The sequence below is a fragment of the Colwellia sp. SU-HH01172 genome, assembly GCF_057553355.1.
This window is the reverse complement of the sequence record NZ_BAAJMB010000003.1, coordinates 350,729-371,676: the sequence shown is the minus strand read 5'-3', so window position 1 is coordinate 371,676 and position 20,948 is coordinate 350,729. Positions and strand designations below refer to the sequence as shown.

Below are 20,948 nucleotides of genomic sequence, written 5' to 3'. Positions count from 1 at the left end.
AAGTACAGGCGGTTAGCACATGAAGCTTTCGTCAAATCAATAGTGCAATAGGGGGAATTAGCTAGCGTTTAGAATAGGAATTCTTAAGGTTTCTCTTTTTAAGAGATTCTCTGCAACTTCTGCGGGTACTTGGTAAAATTCATTAACATACTCTTCGGCATTTAAGTACTCACGAATTTGTTTTTTGACTTTACAAGGGTTCATGCATTTCAATGAAAATACAACTTTATAATCGCCTGGGGTTTTGGCGGATAAGGCAATAGCATGTTCAGTGGGATCAATAGGCGTACAACCAATTTTTATGACATCATTAAAGAATGAATGCGTCATTACGTAAACGTTACCATAGGAAACGTCATTGTTTTTTGAGTCTTGTTCTGTGTTTTCCATTACGCAAATAACCTAAGTTAATGATTCATCTAGTTGTTTCAAAAGTACTATAAATTTTAACTATAATGCAATAGCTAAGTCATTATACTCGGAACGAGAATAAAAGCAGTAGTTAGACCTTAGTGTTAACAATAAATAACATTCTTTTTTCATGGCTCTACTTAGGTTGGCTTGATGGATGTTAATCACTTTTTTGCCAAAAAAGTTCGGCTGCATGATGTTAACTATTGATGCTATAATCGCGACCTAATTTTGAGGGGGCTTTTTAACCCTTAGTTTCCTTACAAAAATCTATAGAGATATTTAATGCCATTTTCTCAGCTTGGTTTGTCAGCCGAAATAGTAAATGCGATAACAGATTTAAATTATCGCGAACCGACAGAAATTCAAAAAAGGGCAATACCCGTTATTTTATCCGGTAAAGATATTATTGCGGCAGCACAAACCGGCACAGGGAAAACCGCAAGCTTTGTGTTGCCTTTGCTAGAAAAGCTAAATTCAGCTGACATCAAAGAAGAAGGCAACTTAAGAGGAAAACGAGTTCGTGCCTTGATATTAACGCCAACAAGAGAGCTTGCGGTGCAAGTCGAGGCGAGTATTGCTCAGTACGGTAAATACCTCAACTTAAGCTCCATGGCAATGTATGGAGGCACGGAAATAGAGCCACAAAAACAACGTTTAATATGGGGCATTGATATTCTCGTCGCAACCCCTGGTCGCTTACTTGATATGGCGCATCAACGTGCGGTGCACTTTGACCAGCTTGAAGCGTTTGTTTTAGATGAAGCAGATAGAATGTTAGATATGGGCTTTATTGACGATATTAATAAAATTATTGAACGTTTGCCTGAGCAGCGTCAAAATTTATTATTTTCTGCAACAATATCGAATGATGTTAGGGCGCTTGCTAAGCGGACTATTCATCAAGCAACTGAAATAACGGCTGCTAAAAATGGCGCATCTAAGCCAAAAATCGAACAATGGTTAGTCACGGTAGACAAAAGTAATAAATCCGCATTATTGAGTTATTTAATTAAACAGCAGCAATGGCAACAAGCATTAATTTTTATTGAAACTAAACATGGCGCAGCAAAATTGGTTAGCCAATTAGAGAAGCGTGGAATTAAAGCTGAGTCCATTCACAGTGGCAGAACTCAAGCCATACGTGAGCAAATATTGGCTGACTTTAAAGCTGGAAAAATTAACTTTCTGGTGGCAACGGGGATTGCCGCCCGTGGTATTGATATTGGCGAACTTTCCCGTGTTGTTAATTATGATCTGCCTGACAAAGCTGATGATTATATTCATCGCATTGGTCGCACGGGGCGTGCGGGAAAAAGTGGTGAAGCGGTTTCATTTGTCGCGAAAGACAACTTTAGAAACCTTTGCGCCATTGAAAGCCGCTTAGATCATCTTATTGAACGTAGAGAGTTTGCAGAGTTTCCGGTTAAAAAAATCGTTCCGGTATCCATTTTGAACTACGTGCCAAAAAATAAACGACCGTAGGCCAATTAGTATAAATCGCTAGTTGCTTTTTTAATTTAAGACCACAATGTTAGAATAGTGACCATAGCTAGCAGTAAAAATAAATAACGCGTAAGCAACTTAACAAGTAAATAGGACATTTGATGAACCCAATTATTGCAATTTTAAAAGAACATAATGTTAGTGATGAACAAACGAAACAGGTGTTTCAAGCACTAACCGAAAACCCACTTATGGCAATGGCAACAGTGCAACAATTAGGTATTCCGCAAGAGAAGCTGCAAGCAATGATGATGTTGCTGATGCAAAACCCGGCATTAATTAAAGAAGCGGTAGATGAACTTGGTTTAGATTTTAGTAAAGTTGAAGCGGCGAAAGCTGCGTTAAATAAGTAAACAATCTACTTAGCGGAGTGCGCTTTTACTCCGCTATAATCAACTAACTTTAGCTGGGGCCTGAGCTACTACAAATTAGGGCTTTATCTTATAAATTCTAAAATGAATTTAAGCTAAAATAGATAACTAAGTGCGCTTTATTGACTACTTTTCTAACTAATTCGAATAACCGTTTTTACCATTGAGCGGTTTAGTTTGTTTGTTGATAAATTTTCCTTCCTGCTGATGCATTGCAAAACATTTAACACATCAGCAAGTAATAATGTCGACCGGCTGACGGCCATGGTTTAAATCGCTGATAATGTTTGACCTACTCATTAAGCATACCAGTTCCGCCATCAGCGCTGCATGTCATCATCTTCACGGTGATTGTCATTCTCTAGGTTTACCTCATTGTGCTCTTTGTCTTTTTGTAACTTGTCGTTATGTTCCATGGCACCCTGATGATCTTTAGCCATGGCTTGCTCGTGTGCCGATCGAGCACCGGCAGCTCCATGAGTGCCGTTAGGTTTTAGCGTTGGAGTTGGTTGGGAGTTTTTGACCATTTCCGAATCTCGTTTGTCGATCTCTGGCTCTTGGGTTTTCTGATCGAGTAGCTCATCTCTATCCTTATCATTAGCTTTAGCAAAATGTTCATCAATTTCAAAATCGATTTTGTCACGAAACTCATTGGGTGTTTTTTTGTACCCGTAGACTCCATCTATTGACTTATCTTTTTCATTTGAAAGCTCATTTTCGTTACTATACTGACTATCAGGCTCTAAATTAAAAAGCTCACTAATTTCATCAGCTCGATCCTTAGTTTTATCGTCATCGTCGTTTGCCATCATCCTATTCTCCTTTTGAACTACTGTGTTTAATTGCCGTATTTGTTGGCGAGATGTTGATGTTCTTTATTCAATGCTAGCGCGATACGAATTCGAAAGTCTCGTGCTTTAAAATAACCGAACGTCGCACCAACTAACCCACCGACTAACCACGGAGCCTCTGCGATAGCGACCGCTAAAATTATCAGAACTAACCCTACGCCCCACAATGCGCCCAGATAAACTATTACAGTATTAAACACTCCTTTGAGTCCGCTATAAGGCTCTTCGCGATAGATTAGCAACAAAGCGACAACGATCACTATCACTAGCATGATAAACACTCGCAAAATTGTTTTGGTTTGTGACTCATTAGCATAATTAAGTAACACATGGCTGCATAGCGTGACTATTGCTCCAATAGCGAAAAACCACAGAAAAATTGGGATAAGATACTGCTTCAACTTAGTTTGAAGCGCGCGATAGCGATTTAATTTTTCGTTGTATTCTGTCCAAGCCGCTCGCTTTTGATACTCATATGCGTGCGCACTCTTTCTGGCACGTTCCTCTTGCTCTTTTTTAGCGCGTGCTCTTGCTTCTTGGTCCTGTTTAAATTTTGCTGCTTGCTCGGCTTCTTGCTTTTGTTGTTCCGCCTTTGCTTTTTTCTGTTTTGCTTCAATATCTTCCAGTGATTGGGAAAAAAAATAGTGGTGTAAGTGTGTTACGTCTTCTTCATCGTGATCAAGCGGCGTTTTAAAACTTAACACTATATTGTTATTGTGATGATCCTCATTGATTGATCGGAGCACCCGACCAGGGACTGGAGACAGACAAGTCTTGTTGTTGCCCGTATCATTGAGCAAGTCGAAAACTTTCATGCCTCTATCAATTATCTGATGTGGAAACACTGACAGTTGAGTTTTGTACCCAGCATTCACTAAGCTTGACGGCATCTGAATATTGATGAAATTTCTTTCAGTGTAATAGCAGCCCAATTTGGGCTGCTCTTGTATCGGCACGAATTGATAATCTGGATCGGGCGTTGTACAACTGTCCAGATAGGGATCTTGATCGTAATTGCTACGACGGATAAAAAACGGGTTTTCGCCTTGAATTTTGATCAGCGATAGTCCTGGATAGGCATTATGGTCTATTTCATCATCGTTTAGAGTTCGCATAAAAGTGTTGAATTCTTGTGGCTCTAACAAGGGTTTCTTGTGAAATGACTCTGCAATGCCGCCGCCAATTTGATAGCCAGAAGAAGTGCCGTTGGTTGTCGAATGCTGTTGTGTTGTTGAATTTTGCCAACTCGTACCTTGACTGGTGTTTTTCCCCGTAGTTTGGCTTTGGGATTCATTCGTACCGCCTCCTTTGATTGTTGAGCCACCGCGGGAGGTAGAACGAGATTTATTGTCTTGATAAGAAGCGCTGCTTTGTCCGGACATATAAACGGAGGTCCGATCGCTGAAGAATAGCGATTGAGGTCCATAATTTGTACCGGCCGTTCGTCCCTGAGACTCCCCCCAAGACTCGGCCTTGGACCAATTTTCTGCTTCGGACCAATTCCAGTTCTGGCCGGTGCTTGTTGTCGATGAATCAGAAGTGGATGTGGCACGGTTTTCACCGACACTTTGGGTATAACTGCTTGATTCAGTATTAGACTCTGTTGTGCCGAAACTTCGAGAACCATTGATATTGCGGACAGTTTTGACAATCTCAGTTTCCCCTAGTTCACGGCTGACATATTCCAATGCCGTTGGGCCTATTTTACCAAAGTACATTTCCATACCGGCATTGGTAAAGAATGATTCCATCTCTTTGCCGTAGAGCGCTTCTAACTTGCCAAAGTTCTGCACAATAATGGCCAGTTTCATACCGGCACCAGCAATATTATCCATTGATGATGCAATATATTCCTGATAGCCAAGGCTTGAAAATTCATCCAATACTGCTAAAATTTTGTGATTTGAAGCCGGTTGACCTTTGGTCTGACGGACCGCAGCAAAAATACTAGTAAAGATGGTTTGTACCCAAGGTTGGTAAGTTTGCATGTCTTCAATGGGCATTACAATGAATACTGAAATGCCCTTGGGATCGGTTTTCAATCGTGCTGGCTCAAAATGCCTACTGCCGTCGCCCCAGCCAATTAGGCTTTCTTCAATTCCGCGGCTATCTAGCCAGCTTAATTGTTCTGCGGCCTCACCACGAACACTTTCGAAGTACTTAGGCGTACTTTGTTTTGATGACAAATAGCTACTGGCACTTTGGGATATCTTGCGTCGACAGGCGAGGTTATTCTGCATGACCTTAAGTAATGCAAGAAAAGGATCGGGTAAGTTTTTTTCCGTTTGCGGACTACGATTTAAGATAAAATTTAATTCTTGGGTAAGCCCTTCTCTGACCAAACGTTGAACTGTGATCAGGTGCCTTTCTGTTTGGCTGAAATTATCGGAGGTCACCACGTGCATGATGATCATAGCAATAAAGTCGGCAGCTTTTTGGGTCCATTCCAGCAACTTGGAGTCTTGGTCTAGGATCACTAGGGATTTTGCCAGCCGCTTTGCCCAAGTGACTAGCTCGCCATCTTTATCTTCTCGGTCAAGACAAGATAGGGGATCAAAGTATGCTCGATATTGGTCATCAATATTGGCTTTGCGCAACGGATCTAGTACATAGACTTCCTGCCCCATACCTTCACAGTACCGATCACCCATGCTACGGCGAGCGCTGAGAATAGCGGGTAGTTCTGCTTTAGGATCATAGGTGATTGTTGAACCTGGCCAGAGAGCCAAATTATTGATAATAAACGAGCGTCCTTTACCACTGCGACTACCGGCGCAAATGAGCATGTGTTTATCATCTTTATAACCTAAGGCTGTATGAGGATCATGGGGATGTCTGCCTAGCCAGATGTGGCCGGGTTGAAACTGGTATTTATGGCTAATATAGTTTGGATCTGCCCAACGAGCATTTGCCAGCTGCTTTGCACTTCTTATCATTCACCTATCCTTGCGTATAATATATGTCGAAATGCAGTTAACTAATGCGACAATGCAGTAAGTGTTCCATCGCTTTGCGATTGGAAGTATTTACATTAGAAACAACAGTAGCACGGACCGAGGTAGCTACCGAATAGACAGGTAAAGCCTCTTTCATAATAGGCCTTCCTTGCATTTTGATTCATTCAAATTATAGAAGCAAATGAAGATTAATCTACTGAGAAGGCTAACTTTTGTCGTCTTTAATTACCATGAACTCAAATTAACTGGCATATATACCGTTATGAATTAGAAGGAATACTTTGATGTTATTGTTAGCGGGAAAATGTCGAGCTTTTAGTGTTGTAAGATAAAGAGGAGAAGTCCTTGTTATCAATAAGCTTATCGTTATTGGTAACAAGATAACTGGTCAATACATTACTTTATTATCTATTAAGTTGTTGGGCATAGGGAAGCAAAAGTCGAACAAAACTAACTTTAGGTAGGAGTCCTTCTATTGACTGTGCACTTTGTGAACCAGAACCATAATGCCGAAGCTTAACAAAACTGAGTACTCTCGAAGATTAGAACTAATTTCTTAAACGTCTGTTTTCCTATCATGGTAAAGGTTAAATTGGATTATTTTGAATAGCTAACAAAGGCAACATTTTTGCCGGGTTGTTTAAAAAATACTTGGAATATGCATCATGCAATGTTCGTAATGTGGCTGAACTGCTCTAATAGATTATACAATCCATTAGAGCAGAGCCAATACCGAAATAGAGTTTATTTATTAGCGGGACGGGCAGTTATTCTTCAACTCGAATGCTGGCTTTAATTATTTTTACTTCTTTTTTCGTTCTGCCAGAGCGACTTCCTAGTGCTTCTATCGCGATTAGTGTGGTATCTAAACCGTCAACAACCTCACCAAATATTGTGTGTTTTCCATCTAACCAAGGCGTTGGTGTGAAGGTTAGAAAGAATTGGCTGCCGTCGGTATTAGGACCCGAGTTAGCCATACTCAATAAACCAGGTTTGTCGTGACTTAATGTTCCTTCAAATTCACCGGCATATTTATACCCTGGATTGCCTCTACCATTACCAAGCGGATCGCCACCTTGCGCCATAAATTTATTAATCACGCGATGAAAAATTAAGTCATCATAAAAGCCCAAATTGGTTAAATAAATAGTACTTGTGGCATGCATAGGTGCAGTTTTCGGGAATAGTTCAACCACTAATTTCCCTTCGCTGGTTTCTAAATCCCAGAAGTATTTTGCTTCAGGATTAAACTCTACTAGCTCGGGCTTTTCTAATGTCGTTTTCCAGTCAGCTTGAGTTTTATCTATTTTCTGAGTTTCGATATAGCTATTTACAGCTTTTACTGCTGGATCTGGCTTAGAACAGCCAGCTAAAGCAATTAAAACGGCGGTAATTAAATATGTCTTTAGTGATGAAAAATTAATTTTCAAGATACTATTTCCTTAATAAATTTATTGGCTATTCATTTTATTTTTGTAGCAACAATGTGAAAAACAATAGGCGACAGGTTAGTGAATTATTTGATGATATTCAACTGTATCTTCAATGATTTGTCGTTAGCCGTTAACAATATAGTATTATTCTAATAGTGATGAAGAGCCGTTAAAAATAGCTTTTCGCTGCGCACTTAATTTTGCGTGGTTATTTAATATAATTCGACCATTTTTTACTTCTACGCCTAAGGTACTCAGGAGTGGGAGGTAATCAGGAATAGCATGGCTTGATGAAAATTGAGTTAATAGCGAACTAAAAACTTGGCTTTGACTTAATTCATCGAGTTTTTCAACTATCTCATTTGCATTTAAATAACTATTAAAACAGCATTTTTGTAGTTGCTTTAATGCCGTATCTAATGAGTAAGGTTTAGCTGAATTTTTCGATAACTCTCGCAATGCAATATCAGCGTTAAGCCAGTACAAGGCGCCACTCCAATATATACGCATATAGTTTCTATTCTGACCGATATTGTCACTGACAATATTTAACGGTTGATGCCGGTAATTTTGTTGTTTGTTGCCCCGTTCAAAACCATCATAAAGCTTTTGCCACATTGTTTGTTCGTTAAACATACCAACTCTAGCTTGGGTAATATTTTGATAATAGCTTGCTAAACCTTCTGAGAACCACCTTGCATCGCCGGCATCATAGGGAATAAGCAAATGGCTTAACTCATGATAAATAGTCCAATCTGCTTTTAACATGTCTAGATTACTATTGATATTGACCACTAAGGTGACTTCGGGTGGTGAATAGCGATTAACCTCTCCCCAAGGCACTGCACTTGAACCGCGGTTGCTTGCTTTAATAACGGTAATAAAGTTATCAACGGGCAGGGTGCCGTAAACTAAGCGTAATGACTTTTTAGCATGATTTACCCAAAGTGTAAGCAGCGCTTTTTTATTTTCTGGAATATTGCGTGCAAACTTTATGCTTGATGAGGCGGTATTACTTTTTGAGCTAAATTCAGTTTGTTTATGCACAGGAATCGACGACGTTGCGTTTAGGCTAGCGCTATTTGCACGGGCATAAAAAAGTGCTCCAGCTAAAATAATGAAAGTGATCATGAGCTTTAAAAATGACGGGTAATTTCGGCTTGTGGTTAAAAATCTCATCTTATCTGGATGTATCATCACTTTTTAAATTAGTCTTTAGTGTAATTCAAAACATTTAGTTTTACGGGCTAAGTAAAGTGAGAATTTTGGCTATTGTGTAACAACTAATTGCGGCAAAGGGCGTCTAGCAAATTTAGCGTGGTTAAATTAAGGGTGAAAGTGTTAATTTGAGCTAGTTAATCTATTGAACTTTAATGCTAATATTGTGCTTCTTGAAATAGAAATTAACCATACTGGCTATTGAGGTATATCTTGATAGCATCTTAAGTGCTTTAGGGGATAGTGGAATATTATGACAAATAGTGAAATGGAAAATAATCAAGAGTCAAGAGTGTTCGTTGGCTTCTGGACTCGATTTGCGGCAAGTGTTATTGATTCGATTATTGTTATTATGATCACCTTTCCTATTTTATTTTTGATTTACGGCGGCGAATATTTCTATTCTGGGGCATCTGTGCACGGCTGGCTTGATTTCATTATTAGTTATCTATTTCCTCTGCTGGCAATCATATTATTTTGGGTTTATAAATCCGCAACACCGGGAAAAATTGCCTTATTGGCAAAGGTTGTTGATGAAGAAACTGGCAACAAACCAAGTGTTAAACAAGCGGTTATTCGCTACCTTGGCTATTATGTTTCTTTGATCCCTCTAGGGCTAGGCTTTATTTGGGTTGCCATGGATAGCAAAAAGCAAGGCTGGCACGACAAAATGGCAGGCACTGTCGTTATTCGTGCTGATGCAAATAATGATGAGTAAATGGCAATACTTGCTTAATTAACTTTTGCTACCGCCGACGCTCAATCTAGATGGACTAATTTCTTACATTGACGACTTCTAAGTGTATGTTTCAGTTTGTTATTTGTCCTAATTTCTGTTCGTTTCATCTCATATTAATCGCGACTAAACGTTAATTACCTTAAGGTTTATTGGCAATTTATAAGGGATTACCATAATGAAAAAAATAATAACGACACTAGTTTTTCTTGGTTGCTGTACTGGCTTTAGCCACTTTGCCAGTGCAAACGACAATAAAGCAAAGCTCATGGAAAAAGTGGTCTCAGCCTATGGGGGCAAAAGCTTTTTACAGTTAAAAAGTCTCAATGTTAAAGATACCTACAAGAGTTTTCGCTATGGTCAAAGTGAAAGCCCAACCGCAGTTGATATGGTTAGTTATCGCTCTGATAGCATCATTGATTTTATTAGCGAAAGAAAAAACTTTAAATGGATAAGAGGTGATAAAGACAGCTTTTCTATTCAACACCAATTGTTTGATGGTAAGCAAGGCTACCAGCTAAATCACAACTTAAAAACTTTATCGATGAACCCAAACCTAAGTTATGCACGTACCGATAGACGACATTTCTATTATTTAGATACAGCGTTAGCCGTTTTACTGAATAGAAACCTTAGTGATGCAAAAGTTATTGGCGAAGAAGTCACCTTTGACTCAACATTAGTAAAAGTGTTGTTAACCATGCAAGGGTATGAGGAACTGACACTATACGTTGATAAAGAAACAGGCTTAATTGTAAAAATGTCGAAAGCTGATTGGCAACCGGGTAAGTTGTTTATTTACAATTACTCAGCCGTAAAGCAACAACAAGAGATAACCTTTGCCAGTAGTACTTATGTCACTCGTGGTGGGCAACCTTATATGGTTTCGGTCGCTCGTGAAATAGCTATTAATCCAGAACTTAGCCAAGCTTTTAATTTACCGGAAAATTATCAAGATAATGCACCAACCTTAGCATTTTCTGAAATGATGGCAGAGCAGCTCAGCGATAATATTTATCTTGCAGGGCAAGACTGGGGCTTTTCAGTATTTTTAGATGCCGGTGATTACTTTATTGGCACTGGCGGCTATGAAGATTTAGGGCTGAGGCTTGCAGCAGTGCAAAAGCTGGTGGGTAATGATAAACCATTGAAGTATCAAGTGGTGAGTCATCATCATATTGATCACCTAGAAGGCATGAAAGAAGCTAACGAGCTGGGGGTGCAATTTATTAGCGTTAAAGAGCACCAAGCTAAGATCAAAGAATTGGCCTATGCGGACATTGCCCCAGAACGTTTTGAAGTTGTTGCAGGTAAAGCAAGTTTCGCGGATGGTGCTTTAAAAGTATTCGACTTTGCTAGTGGCCATGCAACACACAACTTAGTGAGTTATTTTCCAGAAGCTAAATTGATTTTTACTGCTGATATGTTTTTTTCTCGTAAAGTCAGCGGCTCGCCAAGTGGTGGAGAAACCTTGCAGTTATTGGCAAATCGTTTATCAGAAGAAAAATATGATGTTGAACGTTTTGCTGCAGCGCACAGCGGTCGAGTATTATCAGCGGAAGATTTTAACTACGCATTAAGTCATGAGGTTGAGTCGCAATGCCCAAAAACGTGGCAAATTTGCCAAGGATTTAATCAAGACTAAGTTAGGGGTTGTTGAATTTTCAGTTTATAGCGCTGTTACGTCTAAAAAGGTGGCAATTGCCACCTTTTTTAAGTCAAAAATACCGGGTATAAGGACAAAACCAGTAAGCCTGCCATAGTGTAATTAAATATTCTTAAGCGTTGTTTATTGGTTAAAAATATCTGCATTTTTTTGCCGAGCACAATCCAGCCACTAATACAGGGAAAGTTAACTAAACCAAATATTACAGCGACCAGTAATACCGCAGCTAAACTTTTTGATGGCGCATAAACACTAATCGCAGTAAGTGCCATCGTCCAAGCTTTAGGATTTACCCACTGAAACATTGCCGCCTGCACAAAGGTAAAAGGCTTTGCGTTACTTTTACCTGACTCGATTGATGAATTCGACAGCGCAATTTTACCTGCCAAGTACAGGAGATAAATAATACTCAGTACCTTTAATATTTGATAACTCACCGGAAAGGCGTCAAATAGCTGCATAATACCTAAACCCACCAAGGCCACCATAATGGTAAAGCCAATACCGACTCCTAATGCATGTGGCAGAGTTTGTTTAAAGCCAAAATTTGCGCCAGAGTTCATTAGCATGATGTTATTTGGCCCTGGTGTTATTGATGACACAAAAGCAAAAACGGCTAAGGCGGTGAGTATTTCAACGTTCATTGAGGTAATCCTTTATTGTCTTTGTTGTTAAACAAGTATAAGTTTATTTATCGGCAGTAACTGTGCGTATTTATAATGTAATTTCATTAGATGGACAATAAATGACTAAATTAGATAGATATAACCGTGAAATATTGCGTGAACTTAGAATTAATGGCCGCATAGCTAATTCAGAATTAGCAGAAAAAATAGGTTTATCGCCTTCAGCCTGTTTACGCAGAGTGCAAGATCTTGAAAGTACTGGTTTGATCAAAGGTTATCGCGCTGTTCTTGATGCTGAGCTATTGGGTAATAGTTTCATTGCCTACGTCACTATTGGTTTAGATGAGCATTCAACTGAGTCGCAACAAGCATTTGAGCGTGCGATTAATGTTGCTGAGGAAGTTAAAGAATGTCACAACATGACAGGGGCTTTCGAGTATTTATTGCGTATTGAAACCCATGACATTAAATCTTTTAAAGCCTTTCATGCCAATGTTATTGGGGCGATACCACAGGTTCGTACAATAACGACCCATGTAGTTATGGACTCACCCAAAGATGAAAGAAAGTGATCACTAGTTTTATTTACTTTTACTTACGATGATTCGCTGCTATTCGTTCAAATTTAGCAAGTAATCAAGTAAGCTGCTGGCAATCTTTCATTATTTTTTCTGTTATTAATTTATGTCGACTAAATCTATTTTAATTACCGGTTGTTCATCGGGTATTGGTTTACACGCTGCACTGACTTTATCTGCACGCGGCTATCGAGTTTTTGCAACAGCTCGTGAAGAACAAGATGCTGAACTACTTATTGCTAAAGGCTTAACGGCTTATTTACTCGACGTTACTAAAACCGAGAGCATTACCGAAACGCTTGCTAAGATACTTGAGCAAACTGGCGGACAGTTAGATTGCTTATTTAACAATGGCGCATATGGGCAACCTGGAGCGTTGGAAGACTTATCGACCGAAGCATTAAAGGCGCAATTTGAAACCAATGTTTTTGGCTGGCATGAACTAACCAAACAAGTTATTCCGGTAATGAGACGACAAGGGCATGGTCGTATTATTCAATGTAGCTCAGTACTTGGTTTTGTTTCTATGGCTTATCGTGGTGCTTACAATGCTTCAAAATATGCCATTGAAGGCTTAACCGATACCCTAAGGTTAGAGCTAAAGCCTGCTAATATTGAGGTAGTACTGTTACAGCCGGGACCTATTAACACGCAATTTCGTGCCAACGCCTTAGCTGCTTTTCAGGAAAATATCGATATAGATGCCAGTGTCCACAAAGTGCAATATCAGCAGCAAATTGAACGCTTAACCAGTGAAAAATCGAACGCGGCTTTTACATTAGAGCCATTGCATGTAACGCGAGCATTAATTCATGCCTTAGAAAGCGACAGACCAAAGTTACGCTATCGCATTACCACACCAACAAAAACTTTTGCCATACTTAAACGTTTACTGCCTGCACGCTGGTTAGATTATTTGTTGGCGAAAGGGTAGGTCATCAACAATTTATGGTATTTTTTGCTCTGCCGATTTGTAACAAAGTATTCATGTAAACGCCGTTTATAATGCATTCTATCGCTATAAAACGGCAGAGTATCGACCTTTATCAAGCTTGTTAATATTATTAGGTGTAAAGCACACGAAATGTTACATTCGAAAATGAATAAAACGGCTCCCATCACGTATCTTGTTAAAGGTCATCAATAACAAGAAATATCGCTTAATGGATCAAGAGCTTAAAAACTGGTTTACGCAAGAAAAAATATCGAAAGTCATCTGGCAATCTACGCTACCCATGTTTGGCGCTATTTTAGCGTTATTGGCTTATGACTTATTAGAATCCAGTTTACTTGCCTTAAACGGTGAACAAGCCTTGACTGCTCTTGGCTTTACTTTACCAATCACCACAGCAATCACGGCCATTGCTATTGGCATGAGTATTATTACCAACAATAAGGTGGTGAAGTATGCATGTTTACACAGTGATGAACTAGCAAAGTCTATTGTTATATCGCTGATACAAGCATGTTTTTTTATTGGATTATTCGCCATTATGTTTTATCTGGCGAATGAGCAAATATTGATGCTACTGGGTAATCATACCTGGTCATCGGGTCATATTGGCGATCCACAAATTAGGGTTGTTCATAGTCAAATGAACTACCTTGATGCTCGTTATTTTAGTTGGATTTTTCTCGGCATTATTTGGCAAGTGAATGCTATTTTTCGTGCCGTAGGTAATTCTAAGCTTGCCAGTCAAATAATGATGTCTTGGTTGTTGGTGAAAAGTATTACCGCTATTTTATTACTTACACCAGAAAGTTATTTTCACTTATCAGGGCTTACTGGCCTTGCGGTAGCGCATGGTGGTGTCGACGTTTCTTTCGCAATTATTTCCGTGGCATTTTTGTATAAAAATTTAAATTTGGTTTGGCCGTCATTGAATGAAGTGCGCCAAGCGATATTTTCTATCAAGTTAAATAGTGTTGTTATTGTGCTGCAACAACTGATAACACCGTTAAGTATTGCTTTATTAACGATTATCGCTGCTAGCATAAGCTACTCACATGTTGCGGCCTTTGCTTTTATCTTTCGCATGGAGTCGATATTTTTATTGTTGCCTATGATGCTAACCACGACCATGCCTTGCATTATCGGTACAAATTATTGGCTTGGCCATTTCAAGCGTGTGAAGCAAGCTTACTATTTTGCCTTCATTGTTATTGCTATTGTGCAATTAGGGCTGGCGATTTTGTTGATGATAAATAACAACATGCTTTCTTATTTTATTTGCCCTGAAGGTGAAGTGGCAGAATTATTGGTCATTTATTTAACTTGGCTTCCTCTGGGATATATTGGTGCGGGTTTCGCCATTGTTTATCAGTCATGCCTAAATGCCGAAGGTAAACCAATACAAGCGTGTTCATTGGGAGTAATGCATCGTTTAGTGCTGCTATTGCCGTTTGCCATTGCTGGTAGCGTAATTTCAACCAGCGCAAGCTTATTTCAAGCCCTGATGATTGGTCACCTCTGTGCTGGAATTTATGTTATCTATTTATTGAAAAAAAGAGCATTGCATAATGAAGATCATACCGTTGTTGTGCCGGCTTTACTCAACAAACCGCAAAATAATAACTTAGGAGAACAATTATGAAGATGAAGTTGACTATTTTAAGTATAGGTCTGGTGACTGCACTAGCAAGCGCTTCGGCGTTTAGCCATGATGGTGACAATAATGCTTTTAAAAAAGCGTTGCAGTCAGAACACAGAGCGCAGGCTGATCGTGACCGAGATGCTGGCCGAAAACCTGAAAAAGTGATGCAGTTTTTCGGTATCAAGCCGGGCATGACGGTTTTAGAAGTACTTTCAAGTGGCGGTTATTACACTGAAGTTTTATCGCACCGTGTCGGGCCAACGGGTAAGGTCATCGCGCAAAATAATAAGTTTATTTTGGAAGTGTTTGACGGGCGTTTTGCGAAAGAATTTGATAATCGTATCGCCAATGAAAGATTACCGAATGTAAAGCACTATAAAAAAGAGTTTGGTGAATTTGACCTAAACAATGAGGTCGACGTTGTTACTGTGGTGTTGAATTATCATGATTTATATTCTTCAGCATCAAAGGAAAAGCGCATGAAAATTTTGGCGCAATTGAAGAAAGCGTTGAAACCAGGCGGCGTTTTAGGCTTGATAGATATGGAGTCGATTGCCAAAGAACATAACCCTAAATTACATCGTGTTAATCAAGAATACGTAAAGAAAGAATTAGCTGAAGCTGGCTTTGAACTTGATAATGAAGCAGCATTCTTACGTAACCCAAGTGATGATTACAGCAAAGTTGTTTTTGACCCGTCAGTGCGCGGCAAAACTGATCGCTTCGTATTACGTTTTAAAAAATCAGGGGCTTAATAAATTCTTGCGCTGAGAAACGTTAGGTTCTGAAAATTAGTGTTTTTATTTATGGCCAGTAATTAGTTTTATTACTGGTCAAGCTGTTTTCGGACAATTGAAAATTCCTCCTTGTTGCGTCAAACTTAAGCTAAAACAAAACTATAAAAGGTCGGGAATATGTTTAAAAAAATAATGATTGTTATTGCTGTGATTATTGCTGCGCCATTAATCGCCGCTATTTTTATTGAAAAAAATTACCATGTTGAACGTGAAGTTATTATCAATCAGCCAAAGTCAGTGGTATTCAACTATGTAAAAATGCTTAAAAATCAGGATTATTTTAGCAAGTGGGCACAAATGGATCCTGATATGAAAAAAAGTTACCGTGGAGTTGATGGAGAAGTCGGTTTTGTTGCTGCATGGGATTCTCAAAACCCAGATGTCGGAACAGGGGAGCAAGAAATTATCGCGATAAAAGAGGGCGAACGTATTGATTTTGAATTGCGCTTTCTAAAACCTTTTGAAGCTAACGAGCCCGCCTTTATGAGTACAGCTAGTGTTAGGGAAAGCCAAACGAAAGTGACGTGGGGTTTTAGCGGCCATATGGACTACCCGATGAATATTATGTTTTTATTTATGGATTTCGAACAAATCATTGGTGATGACTTACAAACAGGCCTAGATAATCTAAAAGTGATTTTAGAAGCGCAGTAAGTTATAAAAATCGGATGTTACACTAGCGTGATTAATGTTTGAAAGGTGCTGGCATAGTGCAATTTAGAGTACGACTTCATTCTAACTTGTACGAGAAGGTCGGCTACCTTTCATCAGTGAATCTAACCTTGTTTGAGCTCGTTTAGGCTTTGCTAAATCAATCGATTCAATCATTTCACATTCATCTCTGATCATTTCAGAGATCAGGCTAGGGTAGTGACGACAGTCTTCAGGCCTATTTAAATAAATACTGCAGGTATATTTATTTGGCGCGTAAGTATCTGCTTTCGGAGCTATTTCAAGAAAAGGGCACCTTTTCAACTTCACACCAGAATTGGGATCGAACCATATATCGTCACCTTTAACAAAGTCAAAAATCTCTGGGTTAAATATTTCCCAAAGATCAATTTCTTCTTTTGTTGCAGAAAGATCACCGCCTCCGTATTTAATACAACATTTACCGCATTGATTACAATCTTTCATAGTTCGCCAATTAGTGAAGGGGCAAAGACATACTGCATGATTACTAGAAAGTTTAAAAGATAATTTAAATTTTCTAGTAATCATGCAGTAGTGCCACAACCTTTAAGTTTTAGGGAGTGTTATTGAAAACACAATCGAAATACATGTCAGCGTGACTAAAGCTTTTCCAAAGTGACTGCAATCGATTTATAGGTGGGTGTACCACAACCATCTGCGGTACTTTCTAAAGGCACTAAAGGGTTTGTTTCCGGGTAATACGCTGCAGTGCAGCCAGAAGGAATATCATACTCAACAACTTTAAAGCCGGAGATACAACGTTCAATAGTGTCATTAAATAATGTGGTTATTTTTACTTTATCGCCATTGTGCAGCTGCTGTTTTTCCATGTCGCTAGCATTAACAAAAATAACTTTTCGTTCGCCATGTATACCTCGGTAACGATCGTCCATGCCATAGATAGAAGTGTTATATTGGTCGTGAGAGCGCAGCGTTTGTAAGGTTAATATTGCTTTGTCGGTAAACTGTTTGGCGACTTCGTGAGCGAGCTTTTCAGGCAAGGATGCATTAGAAAATGTCGCTTTTTTCGTCGTTGTTTGCCACTTACGTTGTGCTGCCGCATTATTTAAGTAAAAGCCTCTATCCGATTTAATGCCTTGGTTGTACTGAGAAAATTCTGGCGATACGGCACTAATGTCTTCTCTAATTAAGGAATAATCATTCATTAAATTGCCCCAATTAACGACCTTATCTCCTAACGCTGCCAAAGCCATAGCCGCGACAATGGCAGGCTCAGAGCGTAATTGATTTGATGCTGGTTCGTTCTTTCCAGCAGAGCTGTGTACCATGCTCATAGAGTCTTCAACAGTAATACATTGCTTTTCACCTTTTTGTCGGTCAATTTCAGTTCTTCCTAAACAGGGTAAAATTAATGCTTGTTGCCCTGTAATGACATGGCTTCGATTAAGCTTTGTGCTTATTTGAACTGTTAATGCGCATTGCTGCAATGCATGGTAAGTTTGTTGGGTATCCGGAGTTGCGGCTGCAAAGTTACCGCCTAAGGCAATAAATACTTTCCCTTTATTCGCTAACATAGCCTGAAGTGAATCGACAGTATTCAGCCCAGGGGTACGTGGGGATTTAAATGAATAGTGCTTGTCTAAAGCATCAAGAAATGCCATTGAAGGTTTTTCGTTGATACCGACGGTGCGATTTCCTTGTACATTTGAATGGCCACGAACAGGGCAGGCGCCCGCACCGGCTTTGCCGATGTTGCCTCTTAGTAATAGCACGTTGATCAGTTCTTGAATGGTTGCGACTGAATGTTTGTGTTGGGTGATCCCCATCGCCCAGGTAAAAATGACTTTTTGCTTACTGGCATAAATATCTGTAATTTGCTCGATATCTTGTCGCGTAAGCCCGCTTTGACTAGTTATTTTTTCCCATGAGCTTGCGTGAACGCTGCGTTGATATGCTTCAAAATTGTGGCAATGATCCTTAATAAATGCACTATCGAGTATTGATTTGTCGTTTTCAAACCTTTCAAGCAGAGATTTTGCCACACCACGTAAAATTGCCATATCACCGCCTAATTGAGGTGTGAAATAGTGTTGGCTAATTTTAGTACCAGTGAAAAAAATCATTTCTTTTGGGCTTTGCGGATCAGAGAATTGCTGTAACCCTCGCTCTTTCAGGTTGTTAATACTAACAATGGTCGTGCCACGTTTACTGGCTTTTCTTAGTGTGGCAAGCATGCGTGGATGATTAGTACCAGGGTTTTGACCAAAAACAAAAATGGCATCGGCTTGATTGAAGTCTTCCATCGTCACCGTACCTTTACCGGTTCCTAAACTATTTGTCATACCTACGCCAGAGGCTTCATGGCACATATTTGAGCAATCTGGAAAGTTATTGGTACCTAATACTCGTCCAAATAACTGATACAAATAAGCCGCTTCGTTACTGGCTCTGCCTGAAGTGTACAATAACGCGTCATTTGGCGAAGGTAATTGTTTAAGGTTGTCGGCGATAATCTTGAAGGCATCATCCCAGCTAATAGGCTGGTAGTGATCACTTTTGCCATCAAAGAACATCGGCTCTGTTAAGCGGCCGCTTTTTTCTAATGTGTGATCATCCCATTGTTTTAGCTGAGTTAATGAGTGTTGCTTAAAAAACTCTGCATCTACTCGTTTGCTAGTTGCTTCCCACGCAATGGCCTTTATGCCATTCTCACAAAAATCTATTTTTCCCGCTGTTGCAGAATCACCCCAGGCACAACCAGGGCAGTCAAAGCCGCCTGGTTGATTAGCTTTTAGCAAGGCTCTAACACTTTTAGTGGCATTTTCACTACGAATAAGATGCTTAGCTGAGCTTTTAAGTGCTCCCCAGCCACCTGCAGGAGAGGAATAAGTATTTGGTTTTTTTGTAGACCTTGACATGTAAATTCTCTTTTAAGCGAAACGTTTCAATTGACCATGTTGAAAACAAAATAGTGTTAACCCTGTATTACGTGCTGAACTGACGGCTAAGTCTGTAGGTTGAGCAAGCGTGACAAGTGTACGTAAGGATAATCGTGCTGACTTAACAATAAGGTCATGGCTACAGCGACTGCTTAATAATGCAAAACCTTTCGTTGCTATGAAGTTATACTTAGCTAAAGTACCGAGTAATTTATCTAAGGCAGAATGACGGCCAACGTCTTCTCGGTAGGCGATTGAATTTGCAGATAAGTCAAAATAGCCCGCACAATGATTGCCTTTGCTGCCGTTATATTGTTTTTGTAAATCTAATAGTGCATCTTTGGCCCGCATTATAGTGGTTTCTGAGGGTAAATCATTACCGCTAAATTGATTTATTTTCGTTGGTAGGCACATCGCCATATTGATTGAATCAATGCCGCAAAGTCCACAGCCACTTGGTCCTGCCATATTACGGCGTCGCGATTGAAGTTGATGATGGGCACGCGCTAGTACTGTTAGGTCAATTTGCCAACCTTCATTGTGGCGGTCAATAACAATATCTAATACTTCTTTTGGTGACTGTATTAACCCTTCACTTAGCGCAAAACCTAGAGCAAAATCTTCCAAATTTTGAGGAGATATCATCATAACGGCTTGGCTAATACCATTTATACAAACAGCAACTGGCGTTTCGATAAGCTGAGCGCTGTAAAGGCTATTGTTATATGGATGAATAGAGATTTTGGTGCTAAAAACTGATTCATTGGCATGTTTTTGCAATGTAATGACACCTTGAATTTAAGTTTGTAGGGGAGAGTTGCCGGTAAAGGTTTTGCTGCCGACAACTTAACGGCTGGTTATCGATAACGTTAGCGCCCGCCCGCATCCTTTTTAGATGCTTCGGTGTTTTCAACCAAAACGCCCGCGGCAATGTTATTAACTTCAGCCCATACTTCAGGCTCTATTTCGATACCGTGTTCAACGGTATGTTCTTTGTTTTTTTCAATTTGTGCGGAACTAATAAAACTACTTTTGTTATTTTGTAGTGATGAGGTTATATCGACACGAGAGCTACATATAATGGTGAGTGCTTGTTTGTCATTCTCATTCGTAGTTAGGTTGGTAGTACCTTCGCTGTAACTAGGGTAACGTTGGCCGGAGCCAATTGCCGCAGTATGTTCTGTGACTTTTTTACTGCCATTTTGCCAATAGGCTGCGGCGCTTATGCCACTGCGACCACGATCAGTTAAGGCCTTTAATACAAACATGCGATTGTGGCAGTTGTGTACGGTTACCGTTGCAATACCGCTTTCTAACGCTTTGGCGTGTGCCAAATCAACGGCAGCCGCAATACAATTTAAAGCGCTACGATCATGCGCATCTATGGTGGCTGACGTGCTATCTTCATATACCACATTACTCAGGGGCTTATCTCGGTCTTCATAAATGTATGGCAGTGCTTGTTTTAGTTCTTTTAAACCATTTAAACCATGTTTTTCTAGCCATAGCACCATATTCGCTGCATCTTCATAATTACCAACAAAGTAGCCGCTGGCTTCAAAACAACGACGCAATGTCGCTTTAAGTTCATTCATAGAAATATTCATTTGA

19 protein-coding genes are annotated in these 20,948 nt (G+C 39.7%); 9 read left to right on the top strand and 10 right to left on the bottom strand.

Going from position 1 to position 20,948, the window contains the following annotated elements; all coding sequences use genetic code 11:
• Nucleotides 1-57 precede the first annotated feature (57 nt).
• Nucleotides 58-390 (bottom strand): GIY-YIG nuclease family protein, encoded by a 333-nt coding sequence (locus AC27JP_RS11070; RefSeq protein WP_487114988.1) that lies wholly within the window; start codon nt 388-390, stop codon nt 58-60.
• Nucleotides 391-696: 306 nt separating this feature from the next.
• Between AC27JP_RS11070 and AC27JP_RS11065 the strand changes: the two genes are divergently transcribed.
• Both AC27JP_RS11065 and AC27JP_RS11060 read left to right on the top strand, forming a co-directional pair.
• Entirely contained in the window at nt 697-1,896 is a 1,200-nt protein-coding gene (locus tag AC27JP_RS11065) for a DEAD/DEAH box helicase (protein WP_487114986.1), read from the top strand.
• 122 nt (nt 1,897-2,018) lie between these two features.
• The gene (locus AC27JP_RS11060) at nt 2,019-2,270 is read left to right on the top strand and encodes a DUF2999 family protein (RefSeq protein WP_487114984.1); all 252 of its coding nucleotides are present in this window, start codon (nt 2,019-2,021) and stop codon (nt 2,268-2,270) included.
• A gap of 338 nt (nt 2,271-2,608) precedes the next feature.
• Here the strand turns inward: AC27JP_RS11060 and AC27JP_RS11055 are convergent, their stop codons facing one another.
• From AC27JP_RS11055 to AC27JP_RS11040, 4 genes are all read right to left on the bottom strand, one after another.
• Entirely contained in the window at nt 2,609-3,100 is a 492-nt protein-coding gene (locus tag AC27JP_RS11055; protein WP_487114982.1) for a hypothetical protein, read from the bottom strand.
• 26 nt (nt 3,101-3,126) lie between these two features.
• Complete coding sequence (locus AC27JP_RS11050) at nt 3,127-6,075, bottom strand: type IV secretory system conjugative DNA transfer family protein (protein WP_487114980.1); 2,949 nt, start codon at nt 6,073-6,075, stop codon at nt 3,127-3,129.
• A 788-nt stretch (nt 6,076-6,863) separates the two neighbouring features.
• A complete protein-coding gene (locus tag AC27JP_RS11045) occupies nt 6,864-7,526 on the bottom strand; it encodes a peptidylprolyl isomerase (RefSeq protein ID WP_487114978.1) in 663 nt (220 codons plus the stop codon).
• Between the two features lie 147 nt (nt 7,527-7,673).
• Complete coding sequence (locus tag AC27JP_RS11040; RefSeq protein WP_487114976.1) at nt 7,674-8,708, bottom strand: M61 family metallopeptidase; 1,035 nt, start codon at nt 8,706-8,708, stop codon at nt 7,674-7,676.
• A 292-nt stretch (nt 8,709-9,000) separates the two neighbouring features.
• On the opposite strand from AC27JP_RS11040, the gene AC27JP_RS11035 reads away from it, so the two are divergent.
• The gene (locus AC27JP_RS11035) at nt 9,001-9,465 is read left to right on the top strand and encodes an RDD family protein (protein ID WP_487114974.1); all 465 of its coding nucleotides are present in this window, start codon (nt 9,001-9,003) and stop codon (nt 9,463-9,465) included.
• Nucleotides 9,466-9,661: 196 nt separating this feature from the next.
• Nucleotides 9,662-11,128, top strand: coding sequence for an MBL fold metallo-hydrolase (locus tag AC27JP_RS11030; protein WP_487114972.1), 1,467 nt, complete (start codon nt 9,662-9,664; stop codon nt 11,126-11,128).
• Between the two features lie 68 nt (nt 11,129-11,196).
• Here AC27JP_RS11030 and AC27JP_RS11025 read toward each other — a convergent pair whose 3' ends face one another.
• The gene (locus tag AC27JP_RS11025) at nt 11,197-11,793 is read right to left on the bottom strand and encodes a LysE family translocator (protein WP_487114970.1); all 597 of its coding nucleotides are present in this window, start codon (nt 11,791-11,793) and stop codon (nt 11,197-11,199) included.
• A 101-nt stretch (nt 11,794-11,894) separates the two neighbouring features.
• Between AC27JP_RS11025 and AC27JP_RS11020 the strand changes: the two genes are divergently transcribed.
• The 5 genes from AC27JP_RS11020 to AC27JP_RS11000 all read left to right on the top strand — a co-directional run bounded on the left by AC27JP_RS11020 (nt 11,895) and on the right by AC27JP_RS11000 (nt 16,398).
• Complete coding sequence (locus tag AC27JP_RS11020) at nt 11,895-12,347, top strand: Lrp/AsnC family transcriptional regulator (protein WP_487114968.1); 453 nt, start codon at nt 11,895-11,897, stop codon at nt 12,345-12,347.
• A 112-nt stretch (nt 12,348-12,459) separates the two neighbouring features.
• On the top strand, nt 12,460-13,287 hold the full coding sequence (locus AC27JP_RS11015; RefSeq protein ID WP_487114966.1) for an SDR family oxidoreductase: 828 nt from the start codon (nt 12,460-12,462) through the stop codon (nt 13,285-13,287).
• A 229-nt stretch (nt 13,288-13,516) separates the two neighbouring features.
• The gene (locus tag AC27JP_RS11010; RefSeq protein WP_487114964.1) at nt 13,517-14,947 is read left to right on the top strand and encodes an MATE family efflux transporter; all 1,431 of its coding nucleotides are present in this window, start codon (nt 13,517-13,519) and stop codon (nt 14,945-14,947) included.
• Nucleotides 14,944-15,702: a class I SAM-dependent methyltransferase gene (locus tag AC27JP_RS11005; protein WP_487114963.1), complete on the top strand. Its 759-nt coding sequence runs from the start codon at nt 14,944-14,946 to the stop codon at nt 15,700-15,702. Before AC27JP_RS11010 ends, AC27JP_RS11005 begins: the two co-directional genes overlap by 4 nt.
• Nucleotides 15,703-15,861: 159 nt before the next feature.
• Nucleotides 15,862-16,398, top strand: coding sequence for an SRPBCC family protein (locus AC27JP_RS11000; RefSeq protein WP_487114961.1), 537 nt, complete (start codon nt 15,862-15,864; stop codon nt 16,396-16,398).
• An 81-nt stretch (nt 16,399-16,479) separates the two neighbouring features.
• Here the strand turns inward: AC27JP_RS11000 and AC27JP_RS10995 are convergent, their stop codons facing one another.
• The 4 genes from AC27JP_RS10995 to AC27JP_RS10980 form a co-directional block, all read right to left on the bottom strand.
• Complete coding sequence (locus AC27JP_RS10995; RefSeq protein ID WP_487114959.1) at nt 16,480-16,881, bottom strand: YkgJ family cysteine cluster protein; 402 nt, start codon at nt 16,879-16,881, stop codon at nt 16,480-16,482.
• Nucleotides 16,882-17,036: 155 nt separating this feature from the next.
• The gene (locus AC27JP_RS10990) at nt 17,037-19,316 is read right to left on the bottom strand and encodes an FdhF/YdeP family oxidoreductase (RefSeq protein ID WP_487114957.1); all 2,280 of its coding nucleotides are present in this window, start codon (nt 19,314-19,316) and stop codon (nt 17,037-17,039) included.
• A gap of 12 nt (nt 19,317-19,328) precedes the next feature.
• Nucleotides 19,329-20,117 (bottom strand): formate dehydrogenase accessory sulfurtransferase FdhD, encoded by a 789-nt coding sequence (fdhD, locus tag AC27JP_RS10985; protein WP_487114955.1) that lies wholly within the window; start codon nt 20,115-20,117, stop codon nt 19,329-19,331.
• 89 nt (nt 20,118-20,206) lie between these two features.
• Complete coding sequence (locus AC27JP_RS10980) at nt 20,207-20,944, bottom strand: DUF3726 domain-containing protein (protein WP_487114953.1); 738 nt, start codon at nt 20,942-20,944, stop codon at nt 20,207-20,209.
• Nucleotides 20,945-20,948 lie beyond the last annotated feature (4 nt).

Coding starts and splice junctions, on each gene's coding strand:
- AC27JP_RS11005 (WP_487114963.1), top strand. CDS start 14,944: ATGAAGATGAAGTTGACTATTTTAAGTATAGGTCTGGTGACTGCACTA.
- AC27JP_RS11060 (WP_487114984.1), top strand. CDS start 2,019: ATGAACCCAATTATTGCAATTTTAAAAGAACATAATGTTAGTGATGAA.
- AC27JP_RS11015 (WP_487114966.1), top strand. CDS start 12,460: ATGTCGACTAAATCTATTTTAATTACCGGTTGTTCATCGGGTATTGGT.
- AC27JP_RS10995 (WP_487114959.1), bottom strand. CDS start 16,881: ATGAAAGATTGTAATCAATGCGGTAAATGTTGTATTAAATACGGAGGC.
- AC27JP_RS11055 (WP_487114982.1), bottom strand. CDS start 3,100: ATGATGGCAAACGACGATGACGATAAAACTAAGGATCGAGCTGATGAA.
- AC27JP_RS11065 (WP_487114986.1), top strand. CDS start 697: ATGCCATTTTCTCAGCTTGGTTTGTCAGCCGAAATAGTAAATGCGATA.
- AC27JP_RS11010 (WP_487114964.1), top strand. CDS start 13,517: ATGGATCAAGAGCTTAAAAACTGGTTTACGCAAGAAAAAATATCGAAA.
- AC27JP_RS11020 (WP_487114968.1), top strand. CDS start 11,895: ATGACTAAATTAGATAGATATAACCGTGAAATATTGCGTGAACTTAGA.
- AC27JP_RS11040 (WP_487114976.1), bottom strand. CDS start 8,708: ATGAGATTTTTAACCACAAGCCGAAATTACCCGTCATTTTTAAAGCTC.
- AC27JP_RS11000 (WP_487114961.1), top strand. CDS start 15,862: ATGTTTAAAAAAATAATGATTGTTATTGCTGTGATTATTGCTGCGCCA.
- AC27JP_RS11050 (WP_487114980.1), bottom strand. CDS start 6,075: ATGATAAGAAGTGCAAAGCAGCTGGCAAATGCTCGTTGGGCAGATCCA.
- AC27JP_RS11030 (WP_487114972.1), top strand. CDS start 9,662: ATGAAAAAAATAATAACGACACTAGTTTTTCTTGGTTGCTGTACTGGC.
- AC27JP_RS11070 (WP_487114988.1), bottom strand. CDS start 390: ATGGAAAACACAGAACAAGACTCAAAAAACAATGACGTTTCCTATGGT.
- AC27JP_RS11025 (WP_487114970.1), bottom strand. CDS start 11,793: ATGAACGTTGAAATACTCACCGCCTTAGCCGTTTTTGCTTTTGTGTCA.
- AC27JP_RS11035 (WP_487114974.1), top strand. CDS start 9,001: ATGACAAATAGTGAAATGGAAAATAATCAAGAGTCAAGAGTGTTCGTT.
- AC27JP_RS10990 (WP_487114957.1), bottom strand. CDS start 19,316: ATGTCAAGGTCTACAAAAAAACCAAATACTTATTCCTCTCCTGCAGGT.
- AC27JP_RS10980 (WP_487114953.1), bottom strand. CDS start 20,944: ATGAATATTTCTATGAATGAACTTAAAGCGACATTGCGTCGTTGTTTT.